Here is a 16535-nt window from a genome sequence, read left to right as displayed (position 1 = left end):
TCAGCCCCGTTTTTCGTAGCGATTCCGCAGGTGCTAGTCGCAGGCCTTGCAGCCCTCGCACTTCTCGGGCTTGGGTGCGCCCTTGCCGCGCTGGTCGGTGTTGTAGAAGCCGGATCCCTTGAAGACGATGCCCGAGGGATCAAAGACGCGCTCGGCCTCGTGCCCGCAGCTCGGGCAGCTCACCTTGGGGTGAGCGCTCATCGGGTGCTCAACCTCAAACTTGGCGCCGCACTCTGGGCAGTGGTAGTCATAACGTGCCATGGTTTCCCTCCGTAACGCAAATCATCCAAACGCAAGATACTTTACCCAACGCGGACCTTGCTAAGCGCGAGGTTTTTCTCGCCCCGCGCGTATATCATCAAAACGTGACACTGGCGTCAGAGCTCATTGTCATGCTGACACTGGTGACAGGGTAAATTGTCAGGTTTTCCTGCGAAGGGGGAGAGATGGACATCGCGGGAGCGATCTTTGACTGTGACGGCACGCTAGTCGACTCGATGAGCATGTGGGTGCATGCTTACGACTGGCTTTACGATCATTACGGCGTTGCGCCCGTCCCCATGGAGATTGTGGAGCCGCTCGCGCTTTCGGAGGCATGCACGCTCTTTCATGATGAATACGGCATGGGCTCCTCGGCCGAGGAGGTCTACGAGGTGCTGTGTGCCCACGTGCGCGACGGCTACGAGCACGAGGTGACGCTCATGCCCGGCGCCCGTGACTTCTTGGAGGAGCTTCGCGCCGCCGGGGTCCCCATGATCGTTGCCTCCTCGACGCCCAAGCGCGAGCTTCGTCACGCGCTGGTGACGCATGGGCTTGACGGGTTCTTCTCCGACATCGTGAGCACCGAGGACGTGGGCGGGCGTGACAAGGAGTTCCCGGACGTCTACCTCGAGGCATGCCGCCGTCTGGGCTCGCCGCGAGAGACCACGTGGGTCTTTGAGGATGCTCCCTTTGGCGTGAGGTCTTCTCGCCGTGCGGGTTTTGCCGTCGTTGGTCTTTTCAACGATCATGACGGGCGCCGCGAGGAGGACGTGCGTCCTTGGTGCGACATCTTCTGCCACGGATATCCTGAGCTATCCCTTGCGCTTCTGCGCGACTACGAGCGTCCCGTTGCCGCGGAGGGCTCACCGCTCCGGGCGCTTGTGATTGACGGCTCGCCCGAGCCGAGCAGCCCGGGGCTCGTGGCACGTCTTGCCGACTCCTCCGATTACGTGATCTGCGCCGACGGCGGGGCGGATGTCTGCCGCCGCGCGGGCATCGTGCCCGACGTCTTCTGCGGGGACTCCGACTCTGCCTCAGATGAGGCGGCTGCGTGGGCCGCTGCCGCGGCGCGCACCTGCGTGAGCTTTCCCTCCGAGAAGTACGCGACCGACCTTGCACTTGCGATCGACTGCGCCCGTCACGAGGCCGCGCGCCGCACCGCGCCGCTTTCGCTGAAGGTGACCTGCGCCTCTGGCGGACGTGCCGATCACGCGCTAGCGGTTGTGGGCCTGCTCGCCGGTGCGGGGTGCGCCTCCGCGCGCATTGTGGAGGACGCCTACGAGATGAGGATCGTCTCCGCGGAGGGGGAGAGCCGTTGGGAGCTGGGGCCCGATGCCGTGGGAAGGACCTTCTCCGCCGTTGCCGTAGCCCCTGGGACTCGTGTCGACGAGCGCGGCATGCGGTGGGAGCTGGAGGACAAGCCGATGGGCCTTCTCGATGACCTGGGAATCTCTAACGTGGTGAGCTCGCCCGACGCGCGGATAGTGTGTCGCGAGGGCGCCGTTGCGGCGTACCTGATCGGGACAACAAAAACGCCACAATAAGTTGGGGTTTGGCCTTGCAGCGCCCACCGCATGTGCTATAGTGGGCGAGCTGTGTAAATGCGGGCGCGAGGAGCGCCGCGCCCCCGAGGAGGTACGAGCATGTCCAAGGTTTGTGAGTTCTGCGGCAAGCACGCCGTTGCCGGTCATTCCATCAGCCACTCCAACCGTGTGGTTAACCGCACGTTCAAGCCGAACATCCAGCGCGTCACCGTCGTTGTTGACGGTCACCGCCGCAAGGCCAACGTCTGCTCTCGTTGCCTTAAGTCCGGCAAGATTGCCCGCAGCTAGTTCTGCGTGACATAGAGTGAGCTGGAGGTCGCCCTCGGGTGGCCTCCTTTTTTATCGGACGGAGCTCGTTCGGATTCCCGACAGTGACGACGCGCGGGTGGCTCTTCTCCCCAAGACCGTCAGAAGTCTGCCCGTAGCTTGGCGGTAACGATGACCTTTCGCTGACCGCACGATGCCATTTGCTGGCTAGATGATTGTCCAGCCTCGTCTCACCTTGTTAATTTGTGAATGACATGGGTCGCTGAAATTGCTCTGAAGAATGGAGGATGACAGAATGGCGAGAAGGGCTTTGACCGCCGCGCTCCTTACGGCGGCAGTTGTGGTAGGGTCGCTCGTTGCTCCGAACGTCACGTCTGCTACCGAGGCTGCGTGCGTACGTGAGGTTTCTCAAAACGTCCCCGATGTTGCCAGTGGGCTGCCTGACAACGTTGAGCTCTTTGACGGGTACGTCAACGGTCTCTTCTACGGGAATGAGCGGGTCGCATTTTTTGCCACGAGTGGGCGCGACCAGCTGACCGACGAGCAGAAGCAGACGTACGACGTGCTGGAAGACGTGATTGTTCAGATTGCGGCCGGATCGCGCGAGCGAACCGACAACATTGCCCTGCCGGGAAAGACCTGGACGTTTACGGAGCTGGGCGTTACCTCGTCGAGCGATGCCCGTGACGCTGCGTTCGACCTCTATATGAGCCGCTTTCTGGGCAATGGCCGCGTCTTCGAGGCGCTCTTCAGCGACCATCCCTACGAGCTGTACTGGTTCGATAAGACCAGTGGATATTCCACCAACTTAAGCACTTCGTCCAGTGGGCAGAGCGTCACGGTGAGCGCTCAGGTAAAGATGTCCGTTGCCGTTGAGTATCAGAAGTCTTCTGATTTGCACTGCGTTGACTCCACTGACGTGAGCAGGGCTCAGAGTGCCGCTGCAACCGCCAAGAGCATTGTCGCCAAGCATGCCGACGAGCCCGACTATGAAAAGCTTGTCTCATACAAGAATGAGATTTGCGAGCTTGTAAGCTATGACACCGCTGCGGCGCTCGATGAATCGACGCCCTACGGCGATCCTTGGCAGCTCGTGAGCGTCTTTGACGCAAACCCGAGCACCAATGTTGTCTGCGAGGGTTACGCCAAGGCTTTTCAATACCTTTTTGATGAGTCGGACTTTACGAGCACCCTGCTTCGCTGCATCACGGTCTCGGGCTCCATGGCGGGTGGCACAGGAGCCGGACCGCACATGTGGAACGTGGTGAGGCTCGATGACGGGCAGAGCTATCTCGTGGACGTCACTAACAGCGACAAGGGCTCTGTGGGACAGGACGGCGGTCTCTTTCTGGCAAGCTATGACGCCGCTTTGGGTAACGCGCATCCGTATTCCTACAGTTTCCACATTGGCTTTGATACGGTTTCCTACCTGTATGATTCGCAAACCGCTGAGCTCTACCCTAAGGACTATCTGCTCATTGCGGGGAAGCCCTACGATGGGGCGGAAGAGCCGCCGGCTCCGGATGGCGACCAGGGCTCTGAGGACACCCCCAAGCCCGACGACACCCCCAAGCCCGACGATGGGTCTGATCCCGATGACGCTCTCAAGCCCGACGACGGGTCTGAGCCCGAAAAGCCCGTCGATGACGCTCCCGCGGCAAAGACCCAGACTATGTGGCGCCTCTACAATCGGTACACGGGCGAGCACTTCTATACCGCGTCCGCAGAGGAGCGCGACCTGCTCGTTGGCATAGGATGGACGGGCGAGGGCGTTGGCTGGGTGGCCCCCACAAGTGGCACGGCGGTCTATCGCCTGTTCAACCCGTATGCCGACGACCACCACTACACCATGAGCGAGGAGGAGTACGACGCGCTTGCGGCGCTCGGCTGGTCCCAGGAGGGCATTGGCTGGTACTCAGCCGACGCCAAGAACGGCGTGCCTCTCTATAGGCAGTTCAACCCCTTCGCGACCATCGGCACACATAACTACACGACGAGCAAAGAAGAAAACGACGCTCTGGTCAAGCTTGGCTGGAGGGGCGAGGGCGTGGCCTGGTACGGGGTGAGCGCCTCGTAGGGGGGCGCTGTCTCCTGGCCCTTCTCGCTGGATTGTCAGCTCGTCATGAGCAGCCGACGGTAGGCGTCAACGCCGGCGAGAAGGACCTGCTCGTCAAAGTCAAAGCGGTCAGAGTGAAGCGGCGTGCCCGTCCCGGTTCCCAGAAGAAGGAAGACCCCGGGCAACGCGCGCTGGTAGAAGGAGAAGTCCTCGGCTATGAGCAGGGGCTCCTCAATGCGCGCCAGTCCCGGAAGCGCCCGCTCAACGGCCGAGAAGAGCTGCGGGTCATTCACGACGGGCGGATAGCCCTCCGAGAAGGTGAGCTCGACCGAGCAGCCCTCGGTACGTGCGGCGTTCTCGGCAAGGGAGGCTATCGCCTCCCGAGAGCGGTCGAACATGGCGTCCGAGAAGACGCGCAGGCTTCCCTCGGCGCGGGCGTGGGCTGCGATGGCGTTTCTCACGGTGCCGGCCTCGAGCTTGCCAAAGCGCAGCAGACACGGCTCACCCGTCTTCATGGCAAAGCGTCCGCAGGCCGCCTCCGCAGAAGGGACAAAGCGCGTTGCGGCAGCAAGGGCGTCGCGCCCTTCTCGCCAGCGCGCGATGTGGCTTGCCACGCCCGTGAACGTTGCAGTGACCTCGCTTGAGCGGGCGAGCAGTGCCCCGGGTCGCGATGCCACGGTGCCGGCGGGGAGGTACGGCCAGAGATGGAACCCAAAGATGCGGTCGGCGGCGTAGCGCTCAAAGGCGCCGCTCTCGCACACGAGCCTCGCGCCACCCGTGGTCTCCTCAGCAGGCTGGAACACAAGGAGCACGTTTCTTGGCAGCTCGTCGGCGCACGTCGTTGGCTCCTGCCCTAAAACGACGCGGTCGAGCCACGTGGCAACCGCGAGCAGCATTGCCATGTGCCCGTCATGGCCGCAGGCGTGCATGCGGCCCGCCCGCTCGCTTGCGTAGGGGGCACCGGTCATCTCGTTGACCGGGAGGGCGTCCATGTCCGTGCGCAGGGCAATCGCGCTCGTGCGCCCGAGGTCAAACCACGCGCATACGGCGCTCTTGCAGGGGGAGAAGACCTCGCACGAGAGCCCCTCGAGCACGCCGCGGACGTACGCCACCGTCTCCGGCAGGTCAAAGTCGAGCTCCGGAATGCGGTGCAGGTCGCGGCGCCAGCGGGTGAGAGCGGCAAGCTCGGGGTTCTTCTCGGTGGGCATGACTTCCTCCAATCGTTACGAGAGTATATCAGCCGCTCATTTCCAAACGCGCACATGCTACAGTGGGCACACTCGATAGAGGCGCGGACGAGAAGAGCCTCGGGGCAGCCGGCAGGCGTCATGACCCCGAGGGGAGGCGAGTCCGCCGAACTTGGCGTCCGGGCGCGGTCGCCGGGTGGGCCTGCGGGAAAGACCCGCAGGACTGTCTGCATGAAACCTGCAGGAGCGCTATCAAGGGGAGCTTGCATGAAGCAGCCTTTTGTGACCAAGGACCAGCTCGTAGACATTGCCGAGCGCTATCCCACGCCCTTTCACCTGTATGACGAGGCCGGCATCCGCGCCAACGCGCGCGCGGTGCGCGAGGCGTTCTCCTGGAACCCGGGCTTTCGCGAGTACTTTGCCGTCAAGGCAAACCCCAACCCCACGCTCGTGGGCATCCTCGCGGAGGAGGGGTGCGGGTGCGACTGCTCCAGCCTCACGGAGCTGATGATCGCCCGCTTGTTGGGAATTACCGGCGAGAAGATCATGTTCTCGTCAAACGACACGCCTGCCGAGGACTTTCGCCTGGCGCGCGAGCTCGGTGCCATCGTCAACTTCGACGACATCTCGCACATCCCGTTCTTTGAGGAGGTTGCGGGCCCGGTGGGGCCGGTCGCGAGTTGCCGGTTCAACCCTGGCGGGCTCTTCCGGCTGGCCAACGGCATCATGGACAGCCCCGGCGACTCCAAGTACGGCATGACGGAGGAGCAGCTCTTTGAGGCGTATCGCATGCTGGTTGCGCGCGGGTGCGCCACGCTGGGGCTGCACGCGTTTCTCGCCAGCAACACGCACGGCAACGAGTACTATCCTGCGCTTGCGCGCATCCTCTTTGAGCTGGCGGTGCGTCTGCACGAGGAGACGGGTGCGCACGTGGGGTTTGTGAACCTCTCCGGCGGCGTGGGCATCCCGTACCGCCCGGACGACGAGCCCTGCGACATACGCGCCATCGGGGAGGGCGTGCGGCGCGCGTATGAGGAGGTGCTCGTTCCCGCCGGGATGGACGACGTTGCCATCTACACGGAGATGGGGCGCTTCATGATGGGGCCGTACGGCTGTCTCGTCACGCTTGCGTTGCACGAGAAGCGCATCTACAAGGACTACCTTGGCGTTGACGCGAGCGCCGTTGACCTTATTCGCCCGGCGATGTACGGGGCATACCACCACATCACCGTCATGGGGCAGGCCGGCGGGCCGGACAAGTCTTCCTGGCCGGCGTCGCGCACCTACGACGTGACGGGCAACCTCTGCGAGAACAACGACAAGTTCGCGGTTGACCGCGCGCTGCCCGAGGTGGAGCGCGGCGACCTGCTCGTCATTCACGACACCGGGGCGCACGGCTATTCGATGGGCTACAACTACAACGGCCGGCTGCGCTCCGCCGAGGTGCTGCTGCGCGAGGACGGCTCCACCGAGCTCATCCGCCGCGCCGAAACCCCCTCCGACTACTTTGCCACCCTGGATGTTACGAAGGGACAGTCCCTTCGTAACATCAAATAGGAAATGTAACAAAGGGACTGTCCCTTCGTAACATCGAGAAAGGTGCCGCTATGGACATGACTAACCTGACTGGCTCGATCGTCGCTCTCGTGACGCCGTTTTGCGAGGACGGCTCCGTTGACTACCCCGCGCTCGAGCGCCTCGTGGACTTTCACCTGGCAAACGGCACCGACGGCATCCTGGTGCTCGGGACCACCGGCGAGTCGTCCACGATGACCGACGATGAGGATTACGAGGTCGCCCGCTGCGTGGTGGAGCGCGTGGCCGGGCGCGTGCCCGTGATCGGCGGAGCCGGCTCCAACGCCACCTTTGAGTCCGAGCGCAAGGCCGCCGGCCTCGTGCGCCTTGGGGTGGACGGGCTTCTCCTCATCACGCCCTACTACAACAAGTCCAACGAGGAGGGCATCTACCGCCACTTCACCGCCGTCCTGGACAAGGTGGACGTGCCCTGCATCCTCTACAACATCCCCGGTCGCACGGGCTGCTCCATCAGCGAGAAGAACCTTGCTCGTCTGGCCGTCCACCCTAACGCGTGGGGCCTCAAGGAGGCCTCCGGCTCCATCAGCTACGCAACGATGGCCGCGCGCTACCTCTCCGACGACTTCCGCATGTTCTCCGGTAACGACGACATCGTCGTGCCGCTCATGAGCCTCGGCGCCAAGGGCGTCATCTCTGTCTGGGCCGATGTTGCGCCGGCCACGGTGCACCAGATGTGCGCGGACTTCCTCGCCGGCAACGTCGAGGCGGCGCGCCGCGCCCAGCTGGACAACCTCGAGCTCATCCACGCCCTCTTCTGTGAGGTGAACCCGATCCCGGTCAAGTGCGCCCTCGCCGAGATGGGCATGATCGGCGAGCACTATCGCCAGCCGCTCTGGCAGATCTCCGATGCCGGCCGCGAGCGCGTCGTCTCCGCGCTTAAGGGGGCTGGTCTCCTTGGCTAGCGCAAACGCCGCGAGAAGCGCGATCGTCGTTGGCGGCAGCGGCCGCATGGGTCGTCTCGTGCGCGAGGCCCTTCTCGATGCGGGGTTTGACGTGACCGGCTCCTACGACGTGGACAACATCGACAGCCTGGACGAGGTCGCGCCAGCGGCCGACCTCATCGTGGACTTCTCGGCCCCCGCGGCGCTCCCGCACGTCGCCGCCTACGTGCGGCGCACCGGCGCGGCCCTCGTGAGCGGCGCGACGGGCTACACGCCCGAGCAGCTGGACGAGCTCAGGGCGCTTGGCGAGAAGAACCGCGTGGTCTGGTCGTCTAACTACTCGCTTGGCGTCGCGGCTCTGCGCCATGCCACTCGCCTCGTCGCCGACGCCCTGCCCGGCTGGGACGTGGAGATCGTGGAGACGCACCACAATCAGAAGGCCGACGCCCCGAGCGGCACCGCCAAGGCGCTTCTCGCCGCGGTTGACCCGGCGGGGGAGCGGCCCGTGGTGAGCGGTCGTGAGGGCATCGTTGGTGCGCGCGTTCTCGGCGAGATAGGCATGCACGCCGTCCGCGGAGGCACCGTTGCCGGAACGCACGAGGTGCACTTCTTTGGCACCGACGAGGAGGTCTGCCTCACGCATCGCGCCGCGAGTCGGCAGATCTTCGTGTCAGGTGCCGTTGCCGCGGCGACGCGTCTGCTCGGGCGCCCCGCAGGCTACTATGACTTTGACACGCTGATGTTTGCGTGATTGCGTAACGCCCGCTTTGCCGTACCCAGAACCGGTTCTGGGTACGGCAAGGGCCCTGCTGGGCACCCAGATCCGGTTCTGGGTGCAACAAGGGCCCCTTAGGCCACCCAAATCCAGATTTGGGCGCGGCAGCGGGGGTTCCCGGAGCCCAGAACTGGTTCTGGGTACGGCAGAGGGAACGCCCGGCACCCAGATATGGTTCTGGGTGCAAGCGTAGGTAACCACTAACGAAAGGACCACCTTTGAACGCCCACGAGATCATCGACTTCATTGCCAGCGCGCCCAAGAAGACGCCCGTCAAGCTGTATGTTCGCGAGAAGAGCGGCATGCGCTGGGACTGGGGCGGTGCGCACGTCTATGGCGGGCGCGACGGAAAGATCGTCTTTGGCGAGTGGTCCGAGCTCGAGCCCATCGTCAAGGAGCACGTCGATGAGATCGAGTACCTAGATATCGAGGCGGATCGCCGCAACTCCGCGGTTCCCCTGCTCGACGTGCGCGGCGTGAACGCGCGCATTGAGCCCGGCGCCATCATTCGAGAGCACGTTGAGATTGGCGACAACGCCGTCATCATGATGGGTGCCGTCATCAACATCGGTGCCGTCATCGGCGAGGGCACGATGATCGACATGGGGGCCGTGCTCGGCGGGCGCGCCACGGTGGGCGCGCGCTGCCATATTGGCGCAGGAACGGTGCTCGCCGGCGTGGTCGAGCCTGCGAGCGCGACGCCCGTTGTCGTTGAGGACGACGTCATGATCGGTGCCAACGCCGTGGTGCTTGAGGGCGTTCGCGTGGGCGCGCGGGCCGTTGTGGCGGCGGGTGCCGTTTGCGTTGAGGACGTTCCCGCGGGCGCCGTGGTGGCGGGCGTGCCGGCGCGCGTCATCAAGATGCGCGACGAGCGGACGGACTCCAAGACGGGCCTCATTGACGCCCTGCGTCAGCTGTAGGAGGCGCCTTGTTGGATTGGGGAAGTGTCCGAAATCGCCTGGTTTTGTGATTTGGTAGGGCGCGCGTCGAGCGGTTGGGTGGAATCCTTGCGAAAGTGCCGGTTTTGGGCAACATGTTTTATGTTGCGGGTCGTTTGATCGTTCTTCTCGCCAGCTAGACTTAAAGTTTTAACATGTATTGCTTGGTTTTGGGCAAAAGGTTTGATGTAAGCCGCTTCGGCTCATCAAACCTTTTGCCCAAAACCTCCCGTTTGGTCCCGGAACGCGGCGGGGATGGGGCGGGGAAGACCTTGGGACGCGCCGGGGACAGGGTCGAGAAGGACCTGCGGTCGAGAGGGGCGCCGCGCGAGTTCTCCCTCGTTTGGAAAGGTGCTGCTCGCGCGCTCCCAACCGTCCCGTCCGACCTTCCTGCGGTATACTGTCATAGATACTGACGATACGCACTTCCTGCCAGCGAGAGGAGAACCACATGTCTGGTGTCGTTCCAGGTACGCTGAGGGTGTCCAATGACTGCATTGCCGACCTCGCCGGCTACGCCGCGCTCGAGTGCTACGGCGTCGTCGGCATGGCCGAGATCGACGAGCAGGCCGGCGTTGCCCGCTTGCTTCCGTCCCAGCGCCTTCGCAAGGGCATCGACGTTGCCGCCGAGGGCGGTCGCGTCTCCGTTGACCTCCACGTGATCGTGGAGCAGGGCGTCAACATGGCCTCCGTCGTGGGCAATCTCTCCAGCTCGGTCAAGTTCCTGCTCAAGCAGATCGCCGAGCTCGACAACGTTGACGTCAAGGTTCACATCGAGGGCCTGCGCAACGCGCGCTAGGCACCCCACGACCACAGAAGAGGTTCTCGAAGATGATTTCCACCGTCATCCGCACATGCTTCCCCGCCGCCGCCAAGGTCGTGGCGGACAGGGCCGAGGAGATCAACAAGCTCAACGTCTTCCCCGTCCCCGACGGTGACACCGGCACGAACATGTCCCTCACCCTCAACACGGTCGTGGGGGAGGTGCAGGCTCTTCCCGCTGACGCCACCATCGAGGACATCGCCAAGGCCATCACGCACGGCTCGCTCATGGGCGCCCGCGGCAACTCCGGCGTCATCACCAGCCAGATCCTCCGCGGCATCGCCGAGGGCCTTGTTGACGCCAAGAACCAGGAGCACCCCACCCCCGCCGACATCGCCCACGCGTGGCGTCGCGGCGTGAAGGTCGCCTTCAAGGCGGTCCGCAAGCCGGTCGAGGGCACCATCCTCACCGTCCTGCGCGATGTCTCCGCGCGTGCGGACCAGCTCGAGAAGACCAAGCTCTCCACCTCCGAGATGCTCGACGCCCTCGTGGTGGAGGCGTACGAGTCCGTTGCCCGCACGCCTGAGCTCCTGCCCGTCCTCAAGGAGAACGGCGTCGTGGACTCCGGCGCCTTTGGTTTTGCCACCTTCCTCGAGGCCTTCGTCAACGCCGCCACCGGCAAGGCGGGCGAGCTCACCGAGTTCAAGACCACCGTTGACGCCAAGGCCGACGTCTCCGCCAAGGTTCAGATCGAGCTCAACGACGACTGGGAGGGCTCGGAGTTCCGCTACTGCAACGAGTTTCTCTTCAAGGCCGAGAAGGACTTCGACGTCGACGAGTCCCTGGCCTACCTCGCCACGCTCGGCGACTGCGAGCTTATCGTGGGCGCCTACCCGGACTTCAAGGTGCACGTGCACTCCAACGAGCCCAACCGCGTCCTCGAGTACATGCTCCAGTTTGGCCAGGTCTACGAGGTCTTCATTCACAACATGGACATGGAGTCCCACGACCGCACCGCCAAGATCGCGGCCGACCAGGCCGATTCCGCCGAGAAGAGCGACGGGCCCAAGAAGGCCCTCGGCTTTGTGGCCGTTGCTGCCGGCTCGGGCGAGGAGGAGATTCTGCGCTCCCTGGGCGTTGACGTTGTTGTCTCCGGTGGGCAGACCATGAACCCCTCCACGGCAGACATTCTCACCGCCATTGAGCAGGTCAACGCCGAGAACGTCATCGTCCTTCCCGGAAACGGGAACATCCGCATGGCCGCCGAGGCCGCAGCCTCCGCCTGCGAGGACGCCAAGGTTGCCGTGGTTCCCACCAAGACCGTGCTCCAGGGCTTCTCGGCAATGTTTGTCGTGGACCCGGAGGGCACGCTCGAGGACAACGTCGAGACCATGACCGAGGCCATCCAGGACGTCCGCGGCGGCGAGGTCACCACGGCCGTGCGCGACTCCCAGGCTGCTGACGGCTCGCCCATTCACGCCGGTGACGTCATGGGCATTCAGGACGACTCCATCGACGTGGTCGGCTCCTCCGTCGAGCAGGTCACGCTTGACCTCATTGCCAAGATGCAGGACGAGGAGGAGGGCGACTCTCTCACCATCCTCGCCGGCCAGGACATGGACGACGAGGCCTTCGAGAAGCTCGTCGCTGCAATCGAGGAGGCCCAGCCCGACCTTGAGATTGACCCGCATCGCGGCGAGCAGCCCCTCTACCCCGTGATCTTCTCGATCGAGTAGCCCTTGGGGTCCCGCCTCGCCATATCAAACGCTTCGGAGAGGGTGCAGAGAACCTGCGCCCTCTCTGACTCTGTGTCGAGGCTGCGCTACGTCAAGGGAAACCGTCAGGCCGCGCTCGAGCGCCTGGGCATCGTGCGCGTTCGCGACCTTCTCCTGCACATTCCTCATCGCTACCTCGACTTCACCCGAGTCACCAAGATCTCCCATGCGGACGTGGGGGAGGACGCAACCATTGTCGTCACGGTTGACAAGGTTACCCTCAAGCGGCCGCGCCCGCGCATGCAGATCGTCGAGCTCTTTGTCATGGACGAGACGGGCGTGCTCGTTGCCACATTCTTCCGTCAGCCCTGGATTGCAGAGCAGGTCAAGCAGGGCGACGTTATTGCCCTCTCGGGCAAGGTTACCTTTGGCTACGGCTTCAAGCAGATGAAGGCCCCCTTCTACGAGGTTGTTGGCTCGTCGTCCGATGCGGGCGGCTATGCGCGCGTGTTGCCCGTCCATCCCGTCGGCGAGGGAGTGAGCGTTCCCTGGATGCGCCGCATCATGGCGGCAGCCCTTGCCGACGAGGGTGACGTCTGCGACTGGCTGCCCGCTGAGCTCGCCGCCCGGCGCTCCCTCATGACGCTCGGGCGCGCCGTGCGCGAGGTACACTTTCCGCGCACAGTTGCCACCGCGGAGACGGCCCGTAGGCGCCTTGCCTATGACGAGCTTCTCTGCCTTCAGCTCGCGCTTCTCACGCGTCGGAACCTTGAGCTCGAGGGCGTTGAGCCCACGCGTCACGTTACGTCTGGCCCGCACATGCGCGCACTTCTCGCCAACCTGCCGTTCACGCTCACCGACGAGCAGCGCCTGGCTGCCGACGAGATTCTCGCCGACATGGCGTCCCCGCACGTGATGAACCGCCTGCTGCTCGGTGACGTGGGCACGGGAAAGACCGCTGTGGCCGCCGTGGCGCTTGCCGCCGTGGCGGACACGGGGACGCAGGCCGCCGTGATGGCCCCCACCTCCGTCCTTGCCCGTCAGTATGCCGAGAAGCTCGGTCCGGTTCTGGACGCGTCCCACGTGAGCTGGGCGCTCATAACGGGCTCCACGCCCTCGGACGAGCGTGCTCTCGCCGAGTGCTCGCTCGCACGCGGCGAGACCTGCGTTGCCTTTGGCACCACCGCGCTCCTCTCGGAAGGCGTGGAGTTCTCCTCGCTCACCCTTGTGGTCATAGACGAGCAGCATCGCTTTGGCGTCGACCAGCGCGCCGCCCTGCGCAGAAAGGGCGCCGGCGCGGACCTGCTTGCCATGACGGCGACCCCCATCCCGCGCACGCTTGCGCTCTCGCTCTACGGGGACGTTGACCTTTCGCGCATCACGCGGCGCCCTCGCGCGGGAGCCGGCATCTCGACCAAGGTCATCTCGCCTGACAGCCTCGACCTTGCGTGGGGCGCGATTCGCGATGCCGTCTCGCGGGGTCAGCAGGCCTATGTCATCTGCCCGCTCGTCGATGACTCCGACGACGGCGCTGCTCTTGACGACGTACCCGAGGCCCTTCGCTCGACGTCAGCGCGCCCACGCTCTGCCGTATCCACGCTTGAGGAGCTCCGCCGGGAGATTCTCCCCGGCATCTCCTGCGACCTTCTCACCGGACGCATGCCCGCTGCCGAGAAGGACGCTGCCATGGAGCGCTTTCGCGCGGGAAAAACCAAGGTGCTCGTGGCCACGACCGTGGTCGAGGTGGGCGTTGACGTTCCCAACGCCACGGCGATGGTGGTGCTCGACGCCGACCGCTTTGGCCTTGCCACGCTGCACCAGCTTAGGGGTCGCGTGGGGCGCGGCGACGTCTCCGGAACCGTTTACCTGTGCTGCGCCGCAAAGCGCGACAGCAAGGCGCGCGAGCGGCTTGGTGCCCTCGAGGCCACCTCGGACGGCTTTGAGCTCGCCGAGCTCGACCTTCGCCTCCGTCACGAGGGTGAGGTGCTCGGGTACCGCCAGAGCGGTGGCGTCTCACTTGAGATCTCTGACCTCGATGCGGACAGGGACCTCGTGGAGGCGGCCCATGATGATGCGCGCGAGCTCGCAAGCGCGGACCCGCGCCTCGTTGCCCCCGTGCATCGCGCGCTCGCCCTCGAGGTGCGCGACAGGTTTGGGGCCTACTTTGATGAACTGGAGCGAGCATGAGAATAGTCGGCGGAAAGTGGCGCGGGCGCACCATCGAGGCTCCGGAGGGCCGCGGCGTCACGCGACCCACAACGGACAGGACGCGTGAGCAGATCGCTTCGATGATCCTCTCTGCGTGCGGCCTTGACCTCTCGGACCGCTCGGTGCTCGACGCGTTTGCGGGGTCGGGCGCAATGGGCCTCGAGCTGCTCTCGCGCGGTGCCGCACGGGCAACCTTTATTGACAGGGACCGACGGGCAGCTGCGCGCGTCAGGAGGTCTGCCGAGGCGCTCGGCGCAAAGCCGGGCGAGTTCTCGGCTCTGGCAGGCGATGTCTTTTCTCTTGTCGATCGCGGCCTTGTGGGAGCCCCCTTTGGAGTTGTGTTTCTCGACCCGCCCTATGCCCTCTCCGCCGAGCGCGTGAGCGACCTTGTTGATCGGCTTACAGTGACGGGCCAGCTTAGCGATGATGCCGTCATTGTGTACGAGCACGCCTCCGATGCGGAGGGGCTCGCGTGCGCCACGGTGCTGAACCTCGTAAAATCTAAGCGACACGGCATCACCGCCGTTGACCTTCTTGTTGTTTCGCGTGAGGAGGACCCCTCATGAGCTCTGATATCATCACGCACGTTGTTGTTCCCGGCACCTTTGATCCGGTGACCCTGGGGCATATCGACGTCATCCGCCGCACGCGTCGTCTCTTCCCGCGCGTGACCGTGGCTGTGGCTGCCTCAGTGAACAAGCACGGGCGCGGAACGGCCTTCACGCTCGAGGAGCGGGTGGAGATGATTCGCGAGGCCATCGTGCTCGAAGGGCTTCCCGATGACATCGAGGTGATGCCGTTCACCGGGCTTCTAGTTGAGTTTTGCGCGGAGCTGGGAGCAGGTGGCGTGGTAAAGGGCCTGCGCGCGATGACGGACTTTGAGTACGAGCTCCAGCAGGCGGACCTCAACAGCCATCTCTCTCCGGACCTTGAGTCGGTCTTCGTTATGTCCAGCCCTGAGTATGGCTATGTCTCTTCGTCCATTGTGCGCGAGATTGCGTCCATGGGCTCCGACGTCAGCATCCTCGTGCCCCCTAACGTCGACCGCCGCCTGCGCGAGCACTACGCAGCGATGTGACGCGGCCTGCGTGACCTTCTCGTTAAGTTCTTATCGTGTTTTATACGAGTGAGAACAATCTGCTAACATGCTGTTCGAATGCCGGGGAAACCAGGCACCCGATGAGTCACGCGAAAGGATCCATAGATGCAGCCAGGTGAGGAAATCGAGAGCTTGGTCGACGAGCTCGAGCAGATTGTGAACGAGGCCAAGTCCCCCCTCATGGACAACGGCACCAAGAAGATCGTCGACGCACAGGACGTTTACGAGATTCTCGATGAGATTCGCCGCGTCTTCCCGCAGGAGTTCCAGGATGCTCGCCGCATCATTAAGGAGGAGCAGGAGACGCTCGACCGTGCCCAGCAGCAGGCCAACTCCATCATTGCCGACGCCCAGCAGCAGGCGATGATTCTTGCCGGCGACCAGGAGATCGTCCGCCTTGCCCAGCAGCAGGCCGACGGCATCCGCGATCAGGCGGCCCAGTATGAGCGCGACACGCGCTACAACGCCGAGGAGTACGCCGACACGGTCCTCGCGCACCTCGAGGAGAACCTCAAGAGCCTCACGAGCTCCGTCTCCCGCGTGCGCCAGACCCTCGACGAGAACTCCGGTCCGCGCAACACCACCAACAACGTGCCCTGGTAGCCATGGAGCCTATCGTCGTTTCGGTTGACGATCGTCTCGCCAACCCCGGTGACACATGGTCCATCGCGGCGCATCTCGATGAGGCAGGCTACACGCTTGGCGACCACGACTTCTCTCTCCCGCGGGGGATCGACTACGACGTCGTGCTCACCAACGCGGGGGAGGGCATCCTCGTCACGGGGCTCCTCCGCGCCCACGTTGTGGGGACGTGCGACCGCTGCCTGGGCGACGCTGACTTCGACGTTACCTCAGAGGTTGACGAATACTACCTCTTCGAGGAGCCCGAGGAGCTTGGCGAGGACGAGGATGAGGCGGACTACGAGCTCGTCTCGTCGGATCGCACGATCGACCTCTCCGGCGCCCTGCTCACGGCCCTTGTGATGGAGACTCCCTTTGTGGTGCTCTGTCGGGAGGACTGCAAGGGGCTCTGCCCCGTCTGCGGCGCCAACCTCAACGAGGGGGACTGCGGTCACGCGGAGCAGATCGAGGCCGAGCGCGAGGAGGAGAGGCTCAGCTCGTCGCCCTTTGCGGCCTTGGCCGGCCTCGACCTTTCGGGCGAGCCCGAGCGCGGGGAGTGAAGAATTGCTGTTCTCGTGCGCTTTATTCGAGGACGTGCTATAGTATCGCCTTGCATGAATCTGG

General features: G+C 64.2%; 16 protein-coding genes and 1 riboswitch. Of the genes, 14 read left to right on the top strand and 2 right to left on the bottom strand.

The window, feature by feature from the left end; all coding sequences use genetic code 11:
* Positions 1 to 33 precede the first annotated feature (33 nt).
* Positions 34 to 261 carry an FmdB family zinc ribbon protein gene (locus tag QUW25_RS01935; RefSeq protein ID WP_289510552.1) on the bottom strand — a complete coding sequence of 76 codons (228 nt, stop codon included), beginning with the start codon at positions 259 to 261 and terminating at the stop codon, positions 34 to 36.
* A gap of 185 nt (positions 262 to 446) precedes the next feature.
* On the opposite strand from QUW25_RS01935, the gene QUW25_RS01930 reads away from it, so the two are divergent.
* The 3 genes from QUW25_RS01930 (at position 447) to QUW25_RS01920 (ending at position 4149) form a co-directional block, all read left to right on the top strand.
* Complete coding sequence (locus QUW25_RS01930; RefSeq protein WP_289510551.1) at positions 447 to 1805, top strand: thiamine diphosphokinase; 1359 nt, start codon at positions 447 to 449, stop codon at positions 1803 to 1805.
* Positions 1806 to 1904: 99 nt separating this feature from the next.
* Positions 1905 to 2093 carry a 50S ribosomal protein L28 gene (gene rpmB, locus QUW25_RS01925; RefSeq protein ID WP_289510550.1) on the top strand — a complete coding sequence of 63 codons (189 nt, stop codon included), beginning with the start codon at positions 1905 to 1907 and terminating at the stop codon, positions 2091 to 2093.
* 274 nt (positions 2094 to 2367) lie between these two features.
* Positions 2368 to 4149 (top strand): hypothetical protein, encoded by a 1782-nt coding sequence (locus tag QUW25_RS01920; protein WP_289510549.1) that lies wholly within the window; start codon positions 2368 to 2370, stop codon positions 4147 to 4149.
* Between the two features lie 35 nt (positions 4150 to 4184).
* Here QUW25_RS01920 and QUW25_RS01915 read toward each other — a convergent pair whose 3' ends face one another.
* Complete coding sequence (locus QUW25_RS01915) at positions 4185 to 5336, bottom strand: amidohydrolase (RefSeq protein ID WP_289510548.1); 1152 nt, start codon at positions 5334 to 5336, stop codon at positions 4185 to 4187.
* Between the two features lie 68 nt (positions 5337 to 5404).
* Positions 5405 to 5575, top strand: a riboswitch (Lysine riboswitch).
* A 7-nt stretch (positions 5576 to 5582) separates the two neighbouring features.
* On the opposite strand from QUW25_RS01915, the gene QUW25_RS01910 reads away from it, so the two are divergent.
* From QUW25_RS01910 to QUW25_RS01860, 11 genes are all read left to right on the top strand, one after another.
* Positions 5583 to 6872 (top strand): diaminopimelate decarboxylase family protein, encoded by a 1290-nt coding sequence (locus tag QUW25_RS01910; protein ID WP_289510547.1) that lies wholly within the window; start codon positions 5583 to 5585, stop codon positions 6870 to 6872.
* 50 nt (positions 6873 to 6922) lie between these two features.
* Positions 6923 to 7813: a 4-hydroxy-tetrahydrodipicolinate synthase gene (gene dapA / locus QUW25_RS01905; protein WP_289510546.1), complete on the top strand. Its 891-nt coding sequence runs from the start codon at positions 6923 to 6925 to the stop codon at positions 7811 to 7813.
* The gene (gene dapB, locus QUW25_RS01900) at positions 7806 to 8543 is read left to right on the top strand and encodes a 4-hydroxy-tetrahydrodipicolinate reductase (RefSeq protein WP_289510545.1); all 738 of its coding nucleotides are present in this window, start codon (positions 7806 to 7808) and stop codon (positions 8541 to 8543) included. The genes dapA and dapB overlap by 8 nt, the downstream gene beginning before the upstream one ends.
* 242 nt (positions 8544 to 8785) lie before the next feature.
* On the top strand, positions 8786 to 9487 hold the full coding sequence (dapD, locus tag QUW25_RS01895) for a 2,3,4,5-tetrahydropyridine-2,6-dicarboxylate N-acetyltransferase (protein WP_289510544.1): 702 nt from the start codon (positions 8786 to 8788) through the stop codon (positions 9485 to 9487).
* A 469-nt stretch (positions 9488 to 9956) separates the two neighbouring features.
* Positions 9957 to 10304: an Asp23/Gls24 family envelope stress response protein gene (locus QUW25_RS01890; RefSeq protein WP_289510543.1), complete on the top strand. Its 348-nt coding sequence runs from the start codon at positions 9957 to 9959 to the stop codon at positions 10302 to 10304.
* Between the two features lie 32 nt (positions 10305 to 10336).
* Entirely contained in the window at positions 10337 to 12004 is a 1668-nt protein-coding gene (locus QUW25_RS01885) for a DAK2 domain-containing protein (RefSeq protein WP_289510542.1), read from the top strand.
* A gap of 42 nt (positions 12005 to 12046) precedes the next feature.
* Positions 12047 to 14170, top strand: a complete 2124-nt coding sequence (recG, locus tag QUW25_RS01880) for an ATP-dependent DNA helicase RecG (protein ID WP_289510541.1) — start codon at positions 12047 to 12049, stop codon at positions 14168 to 14170.
* Positions 14167 to 14757 carry an RsmD family RNA methyltransferase gene (locus tag QUW25_RS01875; RefSeq protein ID WP_289510540.1) on the top strand — a complete coding sequence of 197 codons (591 nt, stop codon included), beginning with the start codon at positions 14167 to 14169 and terminating at the stop codon, positions 14755 to 14757. The genes recG and QUW25_RS01875 overlap by 4 nt, the downstream gene beginning before the upstream one ends.
* Positions 14754 to 15269 carry a pantetheine-phosphate adenylyltransferase gene (gene coaD, locus QUW25_RS01870; protein WP_289510539.1) on the top strand — a complete coding sequence of 172 codons (516 nt, stop codon included), beginning with the start codon at positions 14754 to 14756 and terminating at the stop codon, positions 15267 to 15269. The genes QUW25_RS01875 and coaD overlap by 4 nt, the downstream gene beginning before the upstream one ends.
* A gap of 126 nt (positions 15270 to 15395) precedes the next feature.
* Positions 15396 to 15893: an ATPase gene (locus QUW25_RS01865; RefSeq protein ID WP_289510538.1), complete on the top strand. Its 498-nt coding sequence runs from the start codon at positions 15396 to 15398 to the stop codon at positions 15891 to 15893.
* Between the two features lie 2 nt (positions 15894 to 15895).
* Complete coding sequence (locus QUW25_RS01860; protein WP_289510537.1) at positions 15896 to 16471, top strand: YceD family protein; 576 nt, start codon at positions 15896 to 15898, stop codon at positions 16469 to 16471.
* Positions 16472 to 16535: the final 64 nt, after the last annotated feature.

Source organism: Thermophilibacter provencensis (assembly GCF_030372065.1).
In the GTDB taxonomy this organism is placed as follows: Bacteria; Actinomycetota; Coriobacteriia; order Coriobacteriales; family Atopobiaceae; genus Thermophilibacter; species Thermophilibacter provencensis_A.
Note: the sequence above shows the minus strand (reverse complement) of the source record. Positions and strands in the feature narration are given on the sequence as shown.

Excerpts from the sequence above, each read along its gene's own strand:
- QUW25_RS01935 (WP_289510552.1), bottom strand. The coding sequence starts at position 261 with ATGGCACGTTATGACTACCACTGCCCAGAGTGCGGCGCCAAGTTTGAG.
- QUW25_RS01930 (WP_289510551.1), top strand. The coding sequence starts at position 447 with ATGGACATCGCGGGAGCGATCTTTGACTGTGACGGCACGCTAGTCGAC.
- rpmB (WP_289510550.1), top strand. The coding sequence starts at position 1,905 with ATGTCCAAGGTTTGTGAGTTCTGCGGCAAGCACGCCGTTGCCGGTCAT.
- QUW25_RS01920 (WP_289510549.1), top strand. The coding sequence starts at position 2,368 with ATGGCGAGAAGGGCTTTGACCGCCGCGCTCCTTACGGCGGCAGTTGTG.
- QUW25_RS01915 (WP_289510548.1), bottom strand. The coding sequence starts at position 5,336 with ATGCCCACCGAGAAGAACCCCGAGCTTGCCGCTCTCACCCGCTGGCGC.
- QUW25_RS01910 (WP_289510547.1), top strand. The coding sequence starts at position 5,583 with ATGAAGCAGCCTTTTGTGACCAAGGACCAGCTCGTAGACATTGCCGAG.
- dapA (WP_289510546.1), top strand. The coding sequence starts at position 6,923 with ATGGACATGACTAACCTGACTGGCTCGATCGTCGCTCTCGTGACGCCG.
- QUW25_RS01890 (WP_289510543.1), top strand. The coding sequence starts at position 9,957 with ATGTCTGGTGTCGTTCCAGGTACGCTGAGGGTGTCCAATGACTGCATT.
- QUW25_RS01885 (WP_289510542.1), top strand. The coding sequence starts at position 10,337 with ATGATTTCCACCGTCATCCGCACATGCTTCCCCGCCGCCGCCAAGGTC.
- QUW25_RS01875 (WP_289510540.1), top strand. The coding sequence starts at position 14,167 with ATGAGAATAGTCGGCGGAAAGTGGCGCGGGCGCACCATCGAGGCTCCG.
- coaD (WP_289510539.1), top strand. The coding sequence starts at position 14,754 with ATGAGCTCTGATATCATCACGCACGTTGTTGTTCCCGGCACCTTTGAT.
- QUW25_RS01865 (WP_289510538.1), top strand. The coding sequence starts at position 15,396 with ATGCAGCCAGGTGAGGAAATCGAGAGCTTGGTCGACGAGCTCGAGCAG.
- QUW25_RS01860 (WP_289510537.1), top strand. The coding sequence starts at position 15,896 with ATGGAGCCTATCGTCGTTTCGGTTGACGATCGTCTCGCCAACCCCGGT.